Origin of the sequence: Legionella norrlandica, assembly GCF_000770585.1 — a bacterium.
Taxonomy (GTDB): domain Bacteria; phylum Pseudomonadota; class Gammaproteobacteria; order Legionellales; family Legionellaceae; genus Legionella; species Legionella norrlandica.
On the sequence record NZ_JNCF01000013.1, the window covers coordinates 27,355 to 46,193 of the forward strand.

The following is an 18,839-nucleotide window of genomic DNA, read 5'->3' on the forward strand; positions in this document are numbered from 1 at the left end:
CCCCTGGCTCAAAGTTAAGCTAACCATTGTTCTATATTATGCAGTATCCTTTCATTTACTGGACAAAAATTATTTTCATAGACAAATGATTCGCCGGTAATCATTTCATAAAGTTGAATATATCTTGAAGCCAAAGTAACAATTAATTCCTGCGGTGCCTGAGGCAAAACCTTATCATTATAGGGATCACACTGGTCAACAAACCATAAACGCAAAAATTCTTTATCTATATTTTCAGGCTCTTTTCCGGCATCAAATCGTTCTTCATAACTTTTAGATAACCAATAACGACTGGAATCCGGAGTATGAATTTCATCTACCAAAACGATATGCCCTTTCTCATCACGCCCGAATTCGTATTTAGTATCCACTAAAATCAGGCCGTGTTGCTGAGCTACTTCCATTCCATATTGAAATAACTTCAAAGCATAGGTGCTTGCCTCATCCCAATCTTCTTGAGTCATCCAACCTTCTGCTACGATCTCCTCAGGACTAATTGGTCTGTCATGTTCTGTTTCTTTAGTGGTTGGTGTTATGACCGGCTCTTCGAGTTTTTGATTTTTTCTTAATCCCTCAGGAAACTTGATACCACAGTATTCTCGCACCCCTTTTTGATATTGTGTCCATAGAGAAGTGCTGGTTGTTCCTGAGATATAGCCGCGAACAACAAATTCAATAGGGAATACTTTACATTTTTTTGCGACTACAACATTGGGATCAGGTATTGCAATTAAATGATTAGGTACAATAGCCTGGGTTTTCTTAAACCACCATGCAGAAGTTAAATTCAGCACCTGCCCTTTATAAGGTACAGAAGCAAGCAACCTATCAAAAGCACTTTGCCTATCAGTTGTCACCAAAATTATCCTGTCACCAAGATCATAAGTGTCTCTTACTTTCCCTTTATACTTTTTTCCAAAAGGCAAAAAAGTTTCTGTTAAACAAAAAGGTAATGCAGCAATAATTGCTTCTTGGTTAGGAGAGTTCGTATTCATGGCAGATATGGGCATTAGGGTTAAAGATTATATTAGCAGCTAAAATGGCTTCTATCAGACTGTTTATTTTATCATTTTCGCTTTGAAAAATCCATAAAACTCCATGATGTATGGCTCGAATGCTGTTTAAAGAAAAGTGGTCTTGTAACACTTGCAATTTTTGCTGACCTATCATATCGTCCTTGGCTTTGACTAGGAAAGCTCTGGCTGATGGTGTAGAGATTCGTTTAGGATCAACTAAATATTCTTTACGCTCGTTATAGAAAACCCCTGTTTGCTTTATCTTTTCGACCATTCCAGGAGAATCTGTATCCACTTGCCAATGCACCATACGACTAACAGTGACCGGAATACCTAATTGTCTTAAAGTATTTTGTACTGTTAAAGCCGCATTATCAGTAATAATGAGTTTAACGATTAATTCATAACTGCTGTCTTTTTTATAATAAGGAGTAATTTTGACCGACTCTGGCTGATACGATAAAGTATGAGGCGCAAAATTTTTTTTCTCATTGATATAGTCTTTTATGGAAAGAAATATCGCATCACCATCAAGAGTCCGCTCAGGATGAGGCATAATAGCCATTACATTGCCTGACTTATTCATGACCGCAGCGATATTAAGGAGAGAACCATTAGGATTTACAGGAAAATTATCAATCACTCGTCCTTGCTCGTCACAATACTGAAATGCAATTAGGCCATCTTCTTCCAATTCTTTGAGTAACGCCGCAGGCATTACAAAGCGTCCTTCAGCATGTGCTGCAGGAATTGACAATACAGAGTCTTTTGATAGATATCGAGTAAAAGCGTTGTTGCTTATCCTAACACCAGTGCGTAAGTGAATCCAATTGTTATAAAAACCTGTCCCTAAAATTTTGCCATCCAGAATGCGTTTGTTTTCGGTAAGAGCCATGCCAATCTGATATTTTTTTAAGCCAGGAACTAAACCCGTTTCAACAAGAATCTGAGCGCCATTGCAAATACCCAGGACTGGCTTCCCTTGCTCACTTTGTATTTTTATTTCTTGCATGACTGGGTCCAGAGCCGCAATAATTCCTGCTCTGGACCGGTCTTCATAAGAAAATCCACCAACGATAACATAACCATCCATTTCTCGCAGTTTTTCAGGTGAATCATTCCACAGAAACTCTACTGGAGTCATGCCTGCACGTTGTACAGCAAGCATAGTTTCGCGTTCACAATTAGAACCGGGAAACTGAACAATGGCAATCTTCATTACAATAATCTCACTTCGGGTTTTCCTGATACTACTCGCCCTATTTCATAAAGAGGGAAATCAGGAAAATTTTTGAGAACAACACGCATCTCGGAAACAGTATCTGGAGAGACCATCAGCACTAGTCCTATTCCCATATTGAAAGTACGATACATTTCCTGATCATCCAGATGTCCTATTGCGCGTAATACATTAAAAACTGGCAACACTGGGCATGAATTTTTCTTTATCTCAACAGAGCAATTGTTAGGCAATACTCTGGGGATATTTTCTAAAACTCCACCGCCGGTAATATGAGCCATTCCTTTGATGGAAATTTTATTATTCAATAAATGTAGGATGGGATTTGTGTAATTAATATGGGGGGTTAATAACGCTTCTCCAACTGTTTCACCCAACTCTGCCAGTTTGGAATCCACTGTATAAGATCCCACTTCAAAAAAGAGCTTTCTCGCCAGTGAATAGCCATTTGTGTGTAACCCGCTAGAGGGAAATGCCAATACCACATCACCTGGAACAATATCCTTACCTAATACAGCTTCGTCCTTCTCCACGATGCCGGTAATAACTCCCACCAAATCGTGTTCACCCTTTAGATAAGTATCCGGCATTTCAGCTGTCTCACCACCCACTAAAGAAATATTGTTTTCAAGGCAAGCTTGAGTCATACCAATAATAATCTCTTCAATATATTCAGGTTTCAGACGATCCGTAGCTATGTAATCTAAAAGAGTCAATGGTTTTGCGCCTAACACAATGATGTCATTTGTAGTAGCACTCACCAAATCGATTCCAATCGTGTCAAATTTTTGCATCATTCGAGCAACAATAGTCTTGGTTCCCACTCCATCAATACTTTGAACCATCACTGGCCGCTTGAATTCCTCTATAATGGGCTTCAAATCATACATAGCACCAAAACTACCGATTCCTGTCAAAACCTCAGATGAAAATGTTTTTTCAACATTACGCTTAATACGGACGACGGCGTCATTTCCTGCCTCGATATCCACACCTGCCGATTTATAATTGATAATAGACATTACAGTAGCCTCTCTCTTAAACCATTCTCCCACGCATGCTTTGCTTCTTTAACAGATAAATTGATAACTGAATTTATCTGTAAGACCGGTTGTTCTATTGTATGCCCAATAACCGTATAAGGTACTTGATATTGAGAAAAAAGCTTATCAAAGGCGAGTTTGTACCTTGGATCTATTTCAAGAATAAATCCGCCTGTTTCTCCAAATAGAAGCTGGTCAGCAGGTAAATCCCCATTAATCTGTACATCAACACCTAAAGAATTCTTAAAGCTCATCTCAGCGAGAGTAACAGCTACGCCCCCCTCAGAAATATCATGGGCTGCATTAACTAAACCAAGCTGAATTGCCTCGGAAACAGCGTGAATTTCTCTATTTAACGTGCTTAAATCCGGTTTAGGGACATGAGAGCCTAATTCATCATATAACTGATAATAAACACTGCCACCGCATTCATTTTTACGTTCCCCAATTAAAATCAGGAGACTATCCGTTTTCTTGAAATCAAAAGTAGTAGCAAAATCAATATCTGGAAGCCTCCCCAAGCAACTAATCATCGGGCTAGGAGGAATAGCCCCTTTTGCAGACTCATTATATAACGAGATGTTCCCTGCAATAACAGGCAATGTGGCTTCGGGATAATCTTTCAAGTGAATAGCAGCGCATGCGTCACTAATGCCTCGAACAGAATCGACAAATTCTCCCATTTGCTCTGGTTTTTCCGGATTGCCAAAACATAAGCAATCAGTTATTGCAATTGGACTAGCTCCTACCGCAACGACGTTACGTACCGATTCCACAACCGCGTTAACGGCCCCCCAATAAGCGTCAATTTTGTTGTAACGAGGATTTTGATCCAAAGAGAGCGCAATACCTGTTTTGCGGATTTCTTCCGGATATTTTGGTTCATTAAATGGCTGCATTACCCCTGCATCAGCCCACCCGGCTTCAAGACAAGTACGACCTTGGACTTGTTTGTCATAAGTTTCAAAGATAGGTTCTCTACTGGCTATATTTTCATGAGCCAATAGTTTCAATAAAATCTGATTATAATCATCTGGTGAAGAGATGCTAGGCTCTCTCATTTGTTGTTGTCTAGGCGAATACGGTCTCTTATAAACAATCCCTTTCGTGACATCTGGAACTCTCGCCCTCACAATCTCATGCCCCTGGTAATTAACTACATATAAGCCATCGGTACGAATTTTACCAATAACCGCAGCACACGCCCCTTCTGAAACCTGAGGTAATGCAAAAATTTCATTATAATGCCTGAGAATAGTATCTACTAAATCTGGAGGAACAACCCACATAAAGCGTTCTTGAGTTTCAGAGCATAAAATAACCGAAGGCATTAGCCCTGACATTCCAGCTGGCACTTTATCCAGATCAATTTCAGCCCCATAAGCGCCTCCTGCTTCAGCCAACTCAATACTAGCACAAGCTACTCCGCCAGCACCTAAATCTTTAAAGCCAACTTTGCTAATTAAATTCTTTTCTCTAAGTTTCTGAAATAATGAATAATTTGCTTTAAGAAGATGCCTTTGCAAAAAAGCATTAGGCTCTTGAACAGCCCCTTTATTCTTCTCTCTGGAATCTTCTTCTAATACAGTCGAGGCAAAACTGGCGCCACCAAAACCACTATTATCAGTGGGTTTCCCAACTAAAATAAAAACATAATCATCCGCATACGGAGGAGCATAAGAGTGTATAATATGATCCTCTCTAACCACACCAAGAGTCACTACAGTAACAAGACAATTTTCATTATAGGCTTCATCATAGTAGACATCTCCGGCTATATTAGGTATTCCTAATGGATTACCATAACCAGCAATACCTGCCACCACACCTTCTTGTATCCAATGAGTATGCGAACGATTGATATCACCGAAACGCAAGCTGTCTGCTACTGCAATGACTTCCCCGCCCATACAACAGACATCGCGCACATTACCGCCTACACCAGTGGCAGCTCCCTCATAAGGAACTATTTGAGAGGGATGATTATGGGATTCATGACTAACAATAACACCATATCTATAACCATTGTTATCCTGGACAACAGAAACAACACCAGCATCTTCTTTTGCACCTAATATCACATGAGGACCTGAGGTATTGAATTGTTTTAGATGAATTCGACTGCTCTTATAAGAGCAATGCTCTGAGCCCTGAATAGACCACAAGACACATTCTGCCAGAGTTGGAGGTCTATTAAGAAATTCATTCTGGATAGTTAATGCCTCATTAACAGAAAGGTTTAAATTATAATCACGAAGTAATTTTTCAATATTTTCATGAGATAATGAAGAAAAATCAAGAGTTTCAGTAAGATTTTGCATGAATCTCTATACCAGATAGAATTAATCTCTGATTGATCAGTGAAACCTAATCGCATCCCCGAAGTAAAGCGTATTGTATATTTTTCTTTAGGTATAAGCAATTAAAAATCAATAATTAATATTAAGTCTATAGAAAAGAAGTATACAAACACCTCTTAGGTTCTCTCCCTTTCCTATATCTTGGTGTAGCGACGCTGAGTAAAATAAAGCACTAACAGTGCTTTACGATACAACGTGTCAGATTTTATTATCTACTCAAAGCTAATTTACAACTAGCTTATTATCCATTCAACTTGTTTTTTTAAATCAATTTGTATTTCTGATAATTCTTCTAACTCATGATCGGCATACGGATTCCCAGCTGGATTATTTTGTTGATAAAGTTGAATTTGCCTATCGCGTTCCTGATGCAACCAGACAATTTGAGGAGAAAACAAATGAAGCATCCCTTCTACCCATCGATCTAAAACACGCCAATAAGGATCATCCATTAATGTCATCTTATAACGTTTCAGAAAATAAAGGGCATGTTCAGCATTGTACCAAATTTCAGAAGTAACCCAGCGATTAACCATAAACAGACGTATTGGTTGTCCAAATTGATTCATGGCAATTGCAACAAGATGAGTCATTGGATTATCCATGTACTTATCCCAATCAGGTAAGGGGGCAGGTTTAATCCTCTTTGGTATGTGTTTATAACGCAAAAAACAATGGAAGTGACCATGTTCATTACTTTCAAAATTCTCACGATGACAATGATAAAAATATTGTGAACCAGTGGTGCGATCAATCCTATCCCCTTTAGGATAATGACTCATACGCTCATGCCGTCGCTTCTTCCCGAGCGTATAATGCAAAATATTTTTTCCTTTGCTAATTGTCATTTGCTGCTGCGCTTCCAAAACTTGGGAAGCATAACCTAGAAAATTTTTCTTATGCCATCTGGACAATTTAGGTAAAATAAACTCTGATTCATTCGTCATAATTAAACTAGGTAATACAAAGAGGTAGTTAAACTACCTCTTTGTGAGAGAATATTATTAATCACCACTGCAACCGCCGCAGCCACCACAACCGCCACAGCCTTTGCAACCATTACAACCCTTGCAGCCATTACAACCTTTGCAGCCTTTGCAGCCAGAGACTGTTGTACTGGTTGTATCATCAGCATATGCTACAGAAACTACTGGTGCTGCTGATAATGCAGTTAACAGTGCTGCGACAGCCATTGTTGATTTTTTCATAATATTACTTCCTTGATAGTTAATGGATTTTTAATTTACCCAATAAGATATTAGCAAACAAATTCAGATTTTTCTTCTATATTTGGAAAATTAATTGATTTATTTTTAATAATATTGATTGATTAAATTCCAAAAAAGAATGACTTGATTGATTATCCGATAGCAATCAATCAAGCAGCACAGAGTTTAAGTTAATGAATGTGCTTGTTTTAATAAATCGAGCATATTGGATTGGGAAACAAATCCAACAGAAACCATTGAAACAATTTGTTCACCTGATTTATTAAAAAATAGCATGGTTGGAGTACCATAAATTGCAAAAGCCTTTTTAATAGCATCAACTTCTTTACTTTCACTACTAATATCCACCTTAATGTTTACTAAACCAGACATGGCTTTTTGTATTTCTGGTTGATTAAAGACTTTTGTATCCATTTCTTGGCAATCGCTGCACCAATTTGCAGAAAACTCAAGGAAAACCACACTTTTATCTTTTTTTGCTTGGTCCAATTGATATTGAATCGCACTTAAAGTATTTACTTTAATAAAAGGGCTTTTTTCAGCAGTGTTTTCAATGGATTTCCCTGCAAAATTTACTGTATTATATAGGGTAATACCTCCAGAAATTAAAACGATAACACCCAAGCCTTGTATCATATAACCACGTAGACTGTTCTGTGACTTCAAACTACCTAGACTGATACTGGCTGTAATGAGCAAAAAGGCCCATAAAATATGAATTATGGTCTGATTCAAAATACGTGATAACATCCATATAGCGATTCCTAACATAATAAAACCAAATAATTGCTTTATCTTAACCATCCAAGGGCCTGCTTTGGGAAGGAAGCTCCCATAACCGGAACCCACTATAATCAGAGGAGTGCCCATTCCTAAAGCCATAACAAATAAAATGATCCCTCCCATCATGACTTGACCATTTTGACCAATATAACTTAAAACACCAATTAAAGGAGCTGTAACGCATGGAGAAACAATTAAAGTTGACAAAACACCCATTATCCCCACTGAAAGATAGCTTCTCTGATTACCCAATTGGCGGTTTTTATTAATTTTGTTGGTCATACTGGCCGGAAGTTTAAGGTCAAAATACCCAAACATTGAAAAAGCCATCACTACAAAAATTATACTGAATGAAACGATAACTAGTGGGCGTTGCATCAATGTCTGGATTGTACTTCCCATATATCCCGCAAGCATCCCCGCGCCAGCATAAGCGGCAGCCATTCCAATAACATAGCTAAGTGACAACTTAAAAGCTTTTCCAGTAGAAATAGCATTCTGTCCTACAATAATTCCGGATAAAATAGGGACCATAGGAAGTACGCAAGGTGTAAATGCCAATAAAATACCTAATCCAAAAAATGCACTCAAATAAACATAGACACTATTCCCTTGAATAAAATTCATTATAGTATCGGGATTGGAACTTTCAAAACCTGGAGTATACGACCAAGCAAACGGAGTAAAAAATACCAATAACAGCGTACTGATCAAGTAAATCGATTTTCTCATTATAATATCCTAATTTAATGATAAACAATAATTAACGCTTGGCAATGACAAGCAATTAACACTGGGGATGATTACAAATTTACTTTACCAAAATTGGCGGTTTGAAAATTGAGAATATCGGTGATTTGTATTTGGAGTAAATAATCCCAAAATAGAGGAGACAAGCTAATAAAGAAGAAAAGACGCTGATCTCAAATTCTTCTTCAGTCATCGTACAATACATACTAGACAAGCAGAAACCAACCAATGCCATCCTGGATGGGCATTCACTACTGGAATGTACATATTGTGTATCACCTGTTATCTGCAGACTACTGGCGTGAAATATAATTGGTTTTATTATTAGAAAAACCATGCTGCATAATATCAAGAAATGAATTACTTTATGTTTTAGTTTCATAACTAACTAGTATATACCAGAAAAAGCTCTATACAAGACCTCTTAGTTAAGGAAGTGAACTACCGTCCGTAAGAGTTCAGATAAAACTATTTGAATATAACCTCGCTGGATCGTCCTCAAGATAACTGAATCTCCTACATATCTCTGAAAGCCCAGTTCAGCCCAGCTCTCCTCTCCTAAGGCCTTCTGCTTGTCAGCGGGATTCAGAGCACTGCGCTAAAATACTAACCCACAGACAAGCAGCAGAGTGTTGGCAAAGATGTGATCAAGAGTTCAGCTCAAGATAACTCCTTTCTGGATAAAAACAAAATCACTTTATCCAGAAAACGGGTACTGAGAAAGCGCTTTAAGCCAATTAAAAAATGAGCTGCTGTCGTTACAGGATATTTCGGCTGTGGTTTTTTCGATTCAATTGCATGAATCAATTTTTTTATCACTGCTCCGGTGTCTTGCGTAAAAAAAGAGCTTTCTTTTTTTTGTTTGAAAGAACTCAGCATAGCCTTATACTGGCTCTTAAAATAACTTTTCTCTATTTCTATTTGCTGCAAAGAAAAATCAACAGCATTATCACGAAATTGACTTCTTATAGGTCCAGGCTCTATAGTAATAACCTTAATACCCGAACCAGACAATTCGAGTCTAAGTGTATCACTCATACCCTCCAAAGCATATTTCGATGAATTATAGGCACCTCGAAATGGCATACTAATTAAGCCAAGTATGGAACTGATATTAATGATGCGCCCTTCTCCCTGTTGTCGCATGATAGGGATAGCTAAATTCGTTAATTCATGTAAACCAAAAACATTGGTTTCAAATTGCTGCCGCAGAGTATTCCTGGAAATATCCTCCAAAGCACCTATTTGTCCATATCCAGCATTATTGATCAATATATCCAAGCGGCCCGATGTCATAATTAATAATTGCGCAAAGGCACTTTGAATCGAAGTGGTATCGCTGACATCTAATAAAAGCGCCTCAATTCCCTTACTCAATAGTTTTTGAACATCTACTGTTTTTCTGCAGGAAGCAATAACTCTATGTCCCCTTTTTTTTAAAGCAAACACTGTATCAAAGCCTATGCCACTTGAGCATCCAGTGATTAAAATAACTTTTGTATTCATTAATATGCCTTATGTAAAATCTTTATTACCACACCCAATAGCTACAGAAACAATTCATTTTTCATTATTTTTCTTAATAATGCAAAACTAACCTAATGTAATCTGAGCATTCCCTTTTGTAGCCAAGCTTAACGGTATCCAGTGGAGAGAAAGTGAAAACCAATCGCAAGCTTAATGAAAAGATAATTAAGTGGTAGTTAAAAAATATTACACGTCTGTAAAACTGCTTAACGACGGCTATTGCATGAACAAAAATAATGATACTTTTCCTGCCACATTTATTTAAGAGTAATCAAATCATGTCTCATTTTTTATTTCATAGTTATAAATCTCAAGAATCTATTGATCAGTTAATTGATTATGCCGAAAGTTTACTCGCTGATATAGACATAAAGAAAAAAACTTCTTTTTTAACCTTGTTGAAGCTTCGGGTTGCTGAATTTCAGAAAGAACTTAGCAACAAAACTTTAAATACCTATGATAAGCAACAGACACTGTCTCAATATGAGAAATTTGCGAAAACTTTAATAAGTTGTATGGAGCGTCCTCAATCAGCTTCTCTTGCCATATCTCATTACCATAACAACTTTTATTATCCTGTTGGTGTTCAAGACAAAATTCATCTTAGCCCAGAAGTAAAACAAGCCGCTCTAGCTGCTGTTGGAATAAGCATGGCCTTATTAATTGGTTCGATACCAGCATTTGTTTTTAACCCGCTTATTGGTACCATCATGCTATCATTGGCTATAACTCTTTTATTACCAAGTAGTTTTTGTTTATTGACTCCAGATTCCCCTGATACCACTAGAAAGAAAGAACAAGAAAAACTGATTTTTAAAGAAGGTGCAAAACTTATCAACCCTGATGTGCTGTTCGAAGAATCTGATAATAAACCTTATATCTCCTCAACATTAATAAGAGTATGATTATTGATGCTGAACTTTTTGTCCGATACAACAGGATACTGAATGAAAACTTCCTAAAATTAAGCTATTATTAAATTTTTGATTTTGGGAGTCCTTTTATGAAAGTGGGTCAAGACAGTCTATCAACAAAATCACAATTAAAAGTTGATGACAAAACCTATCATTATTACAGCCTCAAAGAAGCTGAAAACAAACATTTTAAGGGAATAAGCCGTCTTCCTTACTCACTAAAAGTGCTATTTGAGAATTTATTACGTTTTGAAGACGGCAGTACAGTAACCACCAAAGATATTAAAGCGATAGCGGATTGGTTGCCTAATAAAACATCTCAACATGAGATAGCTTTTAGACCAACCAGAGTGCTTATGCAAGACTTCACAGGCGTTCCTGCTGTGGTAGATTTGGCCGCTATGCGCACTGCTATAGTCAAAATGGGTGGCAAAGTAGATAAAATTTCTCCATTGTCTCCCGTTGACCTAGTCATAGATCATTCTGTTATGGTAGATAAATTTGGTTCAAATGATGCGCTTGAAGTAAATACTCAAATTGAGATCGAAAGAAATAAAGAGCGCTATGAGTTTTTACGCTGGGGACAAAAAGCTTTTTCTAATTTTCAGGTTGTTCCACCAGGAACCGGTATATGCCACCAGGTCAATTTGGAGTATTTAGGGAAAACAGTCTGGAGTAGTGAAAACGACGGTCAATTATACGCCTATCCAGATACCCTAGTTGGTACGGACTCCCACACGACTATGATCAATGGCCTAGGTATCCTCGGTTGGGGAGTTGGAGGCATAGAAGCCGAAGCAGCTATGCTAGGACAACCTGTATCCATGTTAATTCCGGAAGTAATTGGTTTTAAACTATCAGGCAAATTAAGAGAAGGAATTACGGCAACTGATTTAGTTCTTACTATAACTCAAATGCTCAGAAAAAAAGGCGTTGTTGGTAAGTTTGTCGAGTTTTATGGCCCGGGACTTAGTGATTTACCATTAGCTGATCGAGCAACCATCTCTAATATGGCTCCTGAATATGGCGCAACATGCGGCTTTTTCCCTGTGGATAAAGAAACCATAAAGTACCTTGAGTTGACTGGACGTGACGAACATACCATTGCGCTTGTCGAAGCTTATACTAAAGCTCAAGGAATGTGGTATGACAAAGACAGTGTGGATCCCGTATTTACTGATTCATTGTATCTGGATTTAAGCACTGTTGAACCTTCTCTTGCCGGTCCTAAACGACCACAAGATAAGGTCAATCTAAGCTCTTTGCCTGTTGAATTTAATAATTTTTTAACTGAAGCGGGAAAGGATAAAGAAAAAGATGAAACGTTTTCAGTTAAAAACAAAGACTTTCAAATGAAACACGGGCATGTTGTTATTGCGGCAATAACCAGCTGTACTAACACTTCCAATCCAAGCGTCCTCATGGCAGCTGGATTAGTCGCTAAAAAAGCCATTGAAAAAGGCCTGCAACGTAAGCCTTGGGTTAAATCTTCTTTAGCTCCAGGCTCTAAAGTAGTAACAGACTATTTAAAACATGCCGGTCTACAACCCTATTTAGATCAATTAGGATTTAATTTGGTCGGTTATGGTTGCACTACATGTATAGGCAACTCGGGGCCTCTCCCTGATGAGATATCACTGTCTATTTCAGAACATGATCTCGTTGTTTCTTCAGTCTTATCTGGAAATAGGAACTTTGAAGGGCGAGTTCATCCTCAAGTCAGAGCAAACTGGCTTGCTTCCCCTCCGCTAGTTGTTGCCTACGCTTTAAGTGGTACCACTTGCAAAGATTTAAGTCGGGAGCCATTGGGCAAGATAAAGAAGGGAATGATGTCTATCTAAAAGATATTTGGCCTACTAACGCTGAAGTTGCTGCCGAAGTTGCTAAAGTAAGTGATAGCATGTTCCGAAAGGAATACTCTGAAGTATTTAAAGGTGATGAGCACTGGCAATCAATTCAAACCAGCACTGGGCAGACTTATGAATGGAACGCTGATTCTACTTATATTCAATATCCTCCATTTTTTGAAAATTTGAGTCCAAAAGCGGAACCCATCAAGCCAATTAATAAGGCTTATATATTAGCGCTCTTTGGTGATTCAATTACCACCGATCATATTTCGCCTGCGGGTTCAATCAAAGCCACATCCCCAGCGGGGTTGTATTTGAAATCAAAAGGAGTTGATGAAAAAGATTTCAATTCCTACGGATCTCGTCGTGGCAATCATGAAGTGATGATGCGTGGTACCTTTGCTAATATTCGTATCCGTAATGAAATGACCCTTGGGCAAGAGGGTGGTGTAACCCGTTATATTCCTACTGGGGAAACCATGTCAATTTATGATGCTGCCATGCGCTATAAGGAAAGCAAACAAGACTTGGTTGTAATTGCTGGCAAAGAATATGGAACGGGTTCTTCAAGAGATTGGGCCGCCAAAGGGACTAATTTGCTTGGCGTTAAAGCAGTGATTACTGAAAGTTTTGAACGAATCCATCGATCTAATTTAATTGGTATGGGGGTTTTACCATTGCAATTCAATGAGGGAATAACTCGTAAGACATTAAAATTAGATGGAAGTGAGCGCATTAGCATCACCATTTCTGACAAACTAACTCCAGGCGCCATGGTACCAATCACCATAGAGCGCCAAAATGGACAAATTGAACAGATAGAAACTCTATGTAGAATTGATACTGCTGATGAGCTCGAATATTATAAAAATGGTGGCATACTTCAGTATGTGTTACGTAAAATCAGCTCTTAAATAATATTGAGTCTTGCGTATCGACTACTACCCACTTCCTTACGTTCGTGGCTTGGCTAAATTTATATGCCGAGCCGCAGCCGTAAGGAGGCGAATGTTAATAAACTAAAAGCCTGTTAATCACAGACAAACTTTTCTTTACTCTATTCATTTATCATAATACCATTTATACCCCGTTTAATACCCAGGTTTACTGCGCTTATAAAGGATAAATAATGAATCATTCAAAAAAGGTTCTGAACGTCTTTTCTCTCGTCATGATTAATGTCATTGCTGTAGACAGTTTGCGTACCTTACCTATTAGCGCAAAACTTGGATTATCACTAGTATCTTATTACATTATTGCAGCTCTTGCTTTCTTTATCCCCGTAGCATTGGTTGCAGCAGAGCTAGCAACTGCTTACCCAAATACTGGGGGGCTTTATGTCTGGGTTAGAGAAGCATTTGGCAGACGTGCTGGATTTATCACCATCTGGTTGCAATGGATCTATAATGTGGTTTGGTATCCAACCATGCTGGCTTTTATTGCCGCAACTTTATCATATTTAATTGCTCCTCATTTAGGAAACAATAAATTCTACTTATTAGGCACTGCACTCGCTCTATTTTGGATATTCACTATTTTAAATTGTTTTGGTATGAGGTTATCCAGCATAGTCAGCATTATTGGAGCATCCATAGGTACACTATTGCCAATGGTGATCATTATTATTCTTGGTGTTGTTTGGATGTTTCAGGGCAGACCAATGGCAGTAAATTACCCATCAACATGGCTTCCTGATCTCAGTTCATTAGGAAATTTATCTCTGTTCTCAGCTGTTTTATTCGGTCTTATTGGAATGGAGATGTCTGCTGTTCATGCCGAAGAAGTAAAAAACCCGCAAAGAGATTATCCAAGGGCGCTTCTGTATTCAACTCTTATTATTATCTCCACTCTATCTTTAGGTTCTTTAGCTATTGTTATTGTTGTACCCAACGACAATTTAAGCGTAGTTTCAGGCTTAATTGATGCCTATGCTGTATTTTTCAGCTCTTATAACATGCCTTGGATGACCTCAGTAATCGCTGTATTAATTATTTTAGGCGGCTTAAGTGGAGTTTCAGCTTGGATAATAGGTCCAACCAAAGGATTGCTGGTGTCGGCACGTGATGGTTCTTTACCTGCGCTGTTTTCTCATGTCAATCGATATGGTTCTCCAGTGGCTATACTTCTTACCCAAGGCATCATTTTTTCTATATTAAGCACGGTTTTTATTCTGCTTGATTCAATTAATGCAGCTTACTGGATGCTCAGCGATTTAAGCGCTCAAATGGCATTATTGGTATATATCATGATGTTTTCTGCAGCGATTAAACTACGTTATAGCAGGCCCTATCATCCACGAGGATACACTATTCCAGGTGGCAATCTGGTAATGTCCCTCATCTCAGGAATTGGAATCCTCTGCTGTATATCAGCAATGATCGTTGGATTTATACCCCCATCACAAATTCCTATAGGGAATGTCTTTTTCTTTGAGTCTTTTCTAATTGGTGGGCTAATTCTATTTGTCTTTATTCCTTGGCTGTTTGCCAAAAAACATGACGAACAATTATGTGGCCAAGAATCAGTTGGGTAAATTAAATTCGGAGTAGTCGTTCAGGGTATATAACTTGATCCTGGTGGAACGCCATAAACTATGGATTTTTATCTGATCCGTAACCATCAGGGATCAGAATAGTGCATTTTGCCCATTCCAACCCCTGACGACCTAATTCTAAATTAAGCTTAGTGTTACTAACCCTCTTCAGGAATAGACATCAAACTGGCATTACCTCCTGCAGCAGTTGTATCCACAGTGTAGGTACGCTCATGGCAAAGCCTAATTAAATAGTTAGGGCCTCCCGCTTTAGGTCCTGTACCAGACAAACCCTCGCCACCGAATGGCTGTAAACCAACAACCGCACCAATCATATTGCGATTCACATAACAATTCCCTGCATGAATTCTTTGTCGAATATATTCCACTGTTTCATTAATACGACTATGGATACCTAATGTTAAACCATATCCCGTTTGATTAATTTGATGAATCACCTGATCCAGATTGTTTCTTTTGAATTGAATCACATGCAAAATTGGACCAAATACTTCTTTTTCTAATGAATTGATACTATCCAATGCGATAGCTGTTGGTGGCATAAAGCATCCTGATGCATACTCTTCACTAATTGAACATTGATATAATATTTCATGACGCTTTTTCATATTATCTACATGTTTTTTTAGTGTAGATAAAGCTTCTTTATCTATAACGGACCAATATCCGTTGATAACCACTGCGGTCTCCCACTACCAATTCCCCCATAGCGCCTTTTAATAATTCTATAGTTCTCGGATACACTTCTTCTTGAACATACAATACCCTAAGAGCAGAGCATCGCTGTCCTGCGCTACCAAATGCTGAAGTTACTGCATCAACCACCACTTGTTCCAATAATGCTGAAGAATCAACAATCATAGCATTTTGGCCACCTGTTTCAGCAATTAAAGGAATAATTTCTCCTCCACGGGTAGCGAGTGTCCGATTAATCAGATTTGCCGTGTCAGTCGAGCCAGTAAATAATACCGCTTTAATACGTTTGTCTGCGACTAAAGCGGCTCCTATAATCTCGCCTGCCCCAGGAAGTAATTGAACAGCCCCTACAGGTATGCCTGCTTGATGCATTAATTTTACGGCAAATGCAGCAATCAGCGGGGTTTGCTCGGCTGGTTTAGCTATCACACAATTACCTGTCACCAATCCTGCAACAACTTGCCCAGTGAATATAGCTAAAGGGAAATTCCATGGACTAATACAAAGTATTGTTCCGCGAGGATGTAAGCTTAATTCATTTAATTCGCCCGTATAACCATAAAGTCGTGTGCGACTACCCATCAGTTCTTGCGCTTTTTTGGCATAATATCGACAAAAATCAATAGCCTCTCGTACCTCAGCTATCCCATCATTCCAGGTTTTTCCTGCTTCCAAACGGGTTAATGCCATCAACTCTGTCATATTGGCTTGTAGTAAATCAGCGAAACGATTTAAACAGGAAGCTCTCTCTTCTACAGGTTTTTTGCTCCAAGATTCAAAGGCTAACTCCGCTTGATTTAACGCCATTTCAACATCATCAAGAGTCGCTTGTTGTACGATGCCAATAGGCCGTTCTGGTTGCTGCGGTGCAGCCACCATTTGTGATGAATCCTTGGATATTTTACGCCCTGCTATTACAGGACCTGCCTGCCATTCTTTTGATTCAAATTTTGCTAATTCTTGCTGTAAAGACGCACGCTCAATTCGATTTGTAAAATCAAAACCTTTAGAATTTTTTCTTGTTGGTAAAAAGATATTCTCAGGTAAAGGGATATTTTTATTAATTCTATTAAACAATGACTTTGCTTTGGTCACTGGATCTTCCACTAACTCACTAATAGGAGCCTTATCGTCAACGATACGGTTTACAAAAGAAGAGTTTGCACCATTCTCTAGTAATCTTCTCACTAGATAAGGCAGCAAATCCTCATGACTGCCAACTGGTGCGTAAATACGGCATGGAATACCATAACAATGGGGAGGAACTATCTGCTCATAAAGTTCATTCCCCATACCGTGTAAGCATTGAAATTCAAAATCCCTATATTCACCCACTAAATTAAGGATCATTGCAACAGAGTAAGCATTATGAGTTGCAAATTGTGGGTAAATAGCATCTGTCATAGTCAAGATTTTTTTTGCACACGCTTGGAATGAAACGTCAGTGAAAACTTTACGAGTAAACACAGGATATTCAGAAAATCCTTGCATTTGAGTCTTTTTAATTTCGCTATCCCAATAGGCTCCCTTAATCAATCTGACCATAATCCGCCGCTGCTTGCTTCTTGCCAAAGCAGCAACCCAATCCAGCACATAAAAAGCTCTTTTTTGATAGGATTGAACTGCTAAACCAAATCCGTTCCATCCTTTCAAGCTGTCATCATTAAATACTTTTTCAATTACATCAAGGGATAAATCCAAACGTTCTGACTCTTCTGCATCAATAGTTAATGCTATCCCATGTTCTTTTGCCAAGCGAGCCAAAGCCAATAATTTAGGCGGCAACTCTGTCATCACCCGTTCATACTGAAATTCACTATACCGAGGGTGGAGAGCAGATAATTTGATGGAAATACCAGGACGCCTGTAAACGTCTGAATTTTTGTCTGCTTTCTGTCCAATTGCAATAATTGCCTCTTTATAGGCATCAAAATACCTTGCTGCATCAATGGATGTTAAAGCCGCCTCACCTAACATATCATAGGAATATCGATATCCTATACTTTCTTTCTTCTTTGCTCGGCTTAAAGCTTCATTAATAGTGCGCCCCATCACGAATTGTTTGCTCATAATACGCATCGCTTTATCAACCGCTTTTCTAATGACGACTTCGCTGCTTCGATTAACTAATTTTAATAATGCTTTGGTTAATGTGTTTTCTGCTTTTTCAGGGGTCAATACCTTCCCAGTTAACATTAAAGCCCAAGTGGTGGCATTAACAAAAAAAGATTCACTTTGTCCTCGATGGGATTCCCAATCACCACCAGCTAGCTTATCTTTAATCAAACTATCTATTGTTGCATTATCAGGGACACGCAATAAAGCTTCCGCCAGGCACATCAAAGCAATCCCTTCATCACTGGATAAGGCATATTCAGTTAAAAAGGAATCAATACCTGTGCTCTTTTTTCTCTCAGTACGAACGGATTCTACCAATTTTGTAGCGCTAGTTTTAATTGCAATCATCTGTTGAGGATCGAGAGCGGCTTTTTCAGCAAGCTCCGATATCAAAGAGAGCTCATCCATACGATAAGCTTTGTTAATAGCAGCTCTTAAACCTTCAGGTAAATGGATAGACTGCTTTTCCAGCATAATGGTCTCCGAAACTAAGTAAACGATTAAATAAAATTTGTCATATAACTGAGTTGAGCCTGTTAGAAATTAACAAATTGGGACTCAATTTGTGGCCTATTATATGACGACAATAGCATTCAATAAAGAAAAAAAACAGCATTTCATCGCACATAAATAGATCTATTTAAACGCAGTAAGAACAAATTAAAATCATATAGAATTACTTTTAAACTTTCAAATTAAATAAATTTAAATCATTTAGATTAAATTTAAAACAAAAATATTGACCAGTTAATTATTAAC

At 38.2% G+C, this 18,839-nt stretch carries 11 protein-coding genes and 2 pseudogenes; 3 read left to right on the plus strand and 10 right to left on the minus strand.

From position 1 onward, the window contains the following. Positions 1-14: 14 nt before the first annotated feature. From OK13_RS05050 to OK13_RS05085, 9 genes are all read right to left on the minus strand, one after another. The gene (locus OK13_RS05050; protein WP_035888461.1) at positions 15-995 is read right to left on the minus strand and encodes a phosphoribosylaminoimidazolesuccinocarboxamide synthase; all 981 of its coding nucleotides are present in this window, start codon (positions 993-995) and stop codon (positions 15-17) included. Continuing rightward, positions 976-2,235, minus strand: coding sequence for a phosphoribosylformylglycinamidine synthase I (purQ, locus tag OK13_RS05055; protein WP_035888393.1), 1,260 nt, complete (start codon positions 2,233-2,235; stop codon positions 976-978). Before purQ ends, OK13_RS05050 begins: the two co-directional genes overlap by 20 nt. Further along, positions 2,235-3,278 carry a phosphoribosylformylglycinamidine cyclo-ligase gene (purM, locus tag OK13_RS05060; RefSeq protein WP_035888396.1) on the minus strand — a complete coding sequence of 348 codons (1,044 nt, stop codon included), beginning with the start codon at positions 3,276-3,278 and terminating at the stop codon, positions 2,235-2,237. The genes purQ and purM overlap by 1 nt, the downstream gene beginning before the upstream one ends. Beyond that, positions 3,278-5,620: a phosphoribosylformylglycinamidine synthase subunit PurL gene (gene purL / locus OK13_RS05065; RefSeq protein ID WP_035888399.1), complete on the minus strand. Its 2,343-nt coding sequence runs from the start codon at positions 5,618-5,620 to the stop codon at positions 3,278-3,280. Before purL ends, purM begins: the two co-directional genes overlap by 1 nt. A gap of 272 nt (positions 5,621-5,892) precedes the next feature. Continuing rightward, the gene (locus OK13_RS05070) at positions 5,893-6,606 is read right to left on the minus strand and encodes a DUF6969 family protein (RefSeq protein WP_035888402.1); all 714 of its coding nucleotides are present in this window, start codon (positions 6,604-6,606) and stop codon (positions 5,893-5,895) included. 57 nt (positions 6,607-6,663) lie between these two features. Next, complete coding sequence (locus tag OK13_RS05075; protein WP_035888406.1) at positions 6,664-6,867, minus strand: hypothetical protein; 204 nt, start codon at positions 6,865-6,867, stop codon at positions 6,664-6,666. Between the two features lie 186 nt (positions 6,868-7,053). Next, positions 7,054-8,403 (minus strand): protein-disulfide reductase DsbD, encoded by a 1,350-nt coding sequence (gene dsbD / locus OK13_RS05080; protein WP_035888410.1) that lies wholly within the window; start codon positions 8,401-8,403, stop codon positions 7,054-7,056. A 79-nt stretch (positions 8,404-8,482) separates the two neighbouring features. Continuing rightward, complete coding sequence (locus OK13_RS16260) at positions 8,483-8,803, minus strand: lpg1681 family protein (RefSeq protein WP_081964872.1); 321 nt, start codon at positions 8,801-8,803, stop codon at positions 8,483-8,485. Positions 8,804-9,081: 278 nt separating this feature from the next. Continuing rightward, positions 9,082-9,933, minus strand: a complete 852-nt coding sequence (locus OK13_RS05085; RefSeq protein WP_152571585.1) for an SDR family NAD(P)-dependent oxidoreductase — start codon at positions 9,931-9,933, stop codon at positions 9,082-9,084. Between the two features lie 293 nt (positions 9,934-10,226). Here OK13_RS05085 and OK13_RS05090 point away from each other — a divergent pair, with 293 nt between their 5' ends. The 3 genes and pseudogenes from OK13_RS05090 to OK13_RS05100 all read left to right on the plus strand — a co-directional run bounded on the left by OK13_RS05090 (position 10,227) and on the right by OK13_RS05100 (position 15,245). After that, positions 10,227-10,853, plus strand: a complete 627-nt coding sequence (locus tag OK13_RS05090; RefSeq protein WP_035888415.1) for a lpg1689 family Dot/Icm T4SS effector — start codon at positions 10,227-10,229, stop codon at positions 10,851-10,853. 98 nt (positions 10,854-10,951) lie between these two features. Next, a pseudogene (gene acnA, locus OK13_RS05095) lies at positions 10,952-13,626 on the plus strand (aconitate hydratase AcnA). 215 nt (positions 13,627-13,841) lie between these two features. Next, entirely contained in the window at positions 13,842-15,245 is a 1,404-nt protein-coding gene (locus OK13_RS05100; RefSeq protein ID WP_035888418.1) for an APC family permease, read from the plus strand. Between the two features lie 158 nt (positions 15,246-15,403). On the opposite strand, the pseudogene putA reads toward OK13_RS05100, so the two are convergent. After that, a pseudogene (gene putA / locus OK13_RS05105) lies at positions 15,404-18,554 on the minus strand (bifunctional proline dehydrogenase/L-glutamate gamma-semialdehyde dehydrogenase PutA). Positions 18,555-18,839 lie beyond the last annotated feature (285 nt).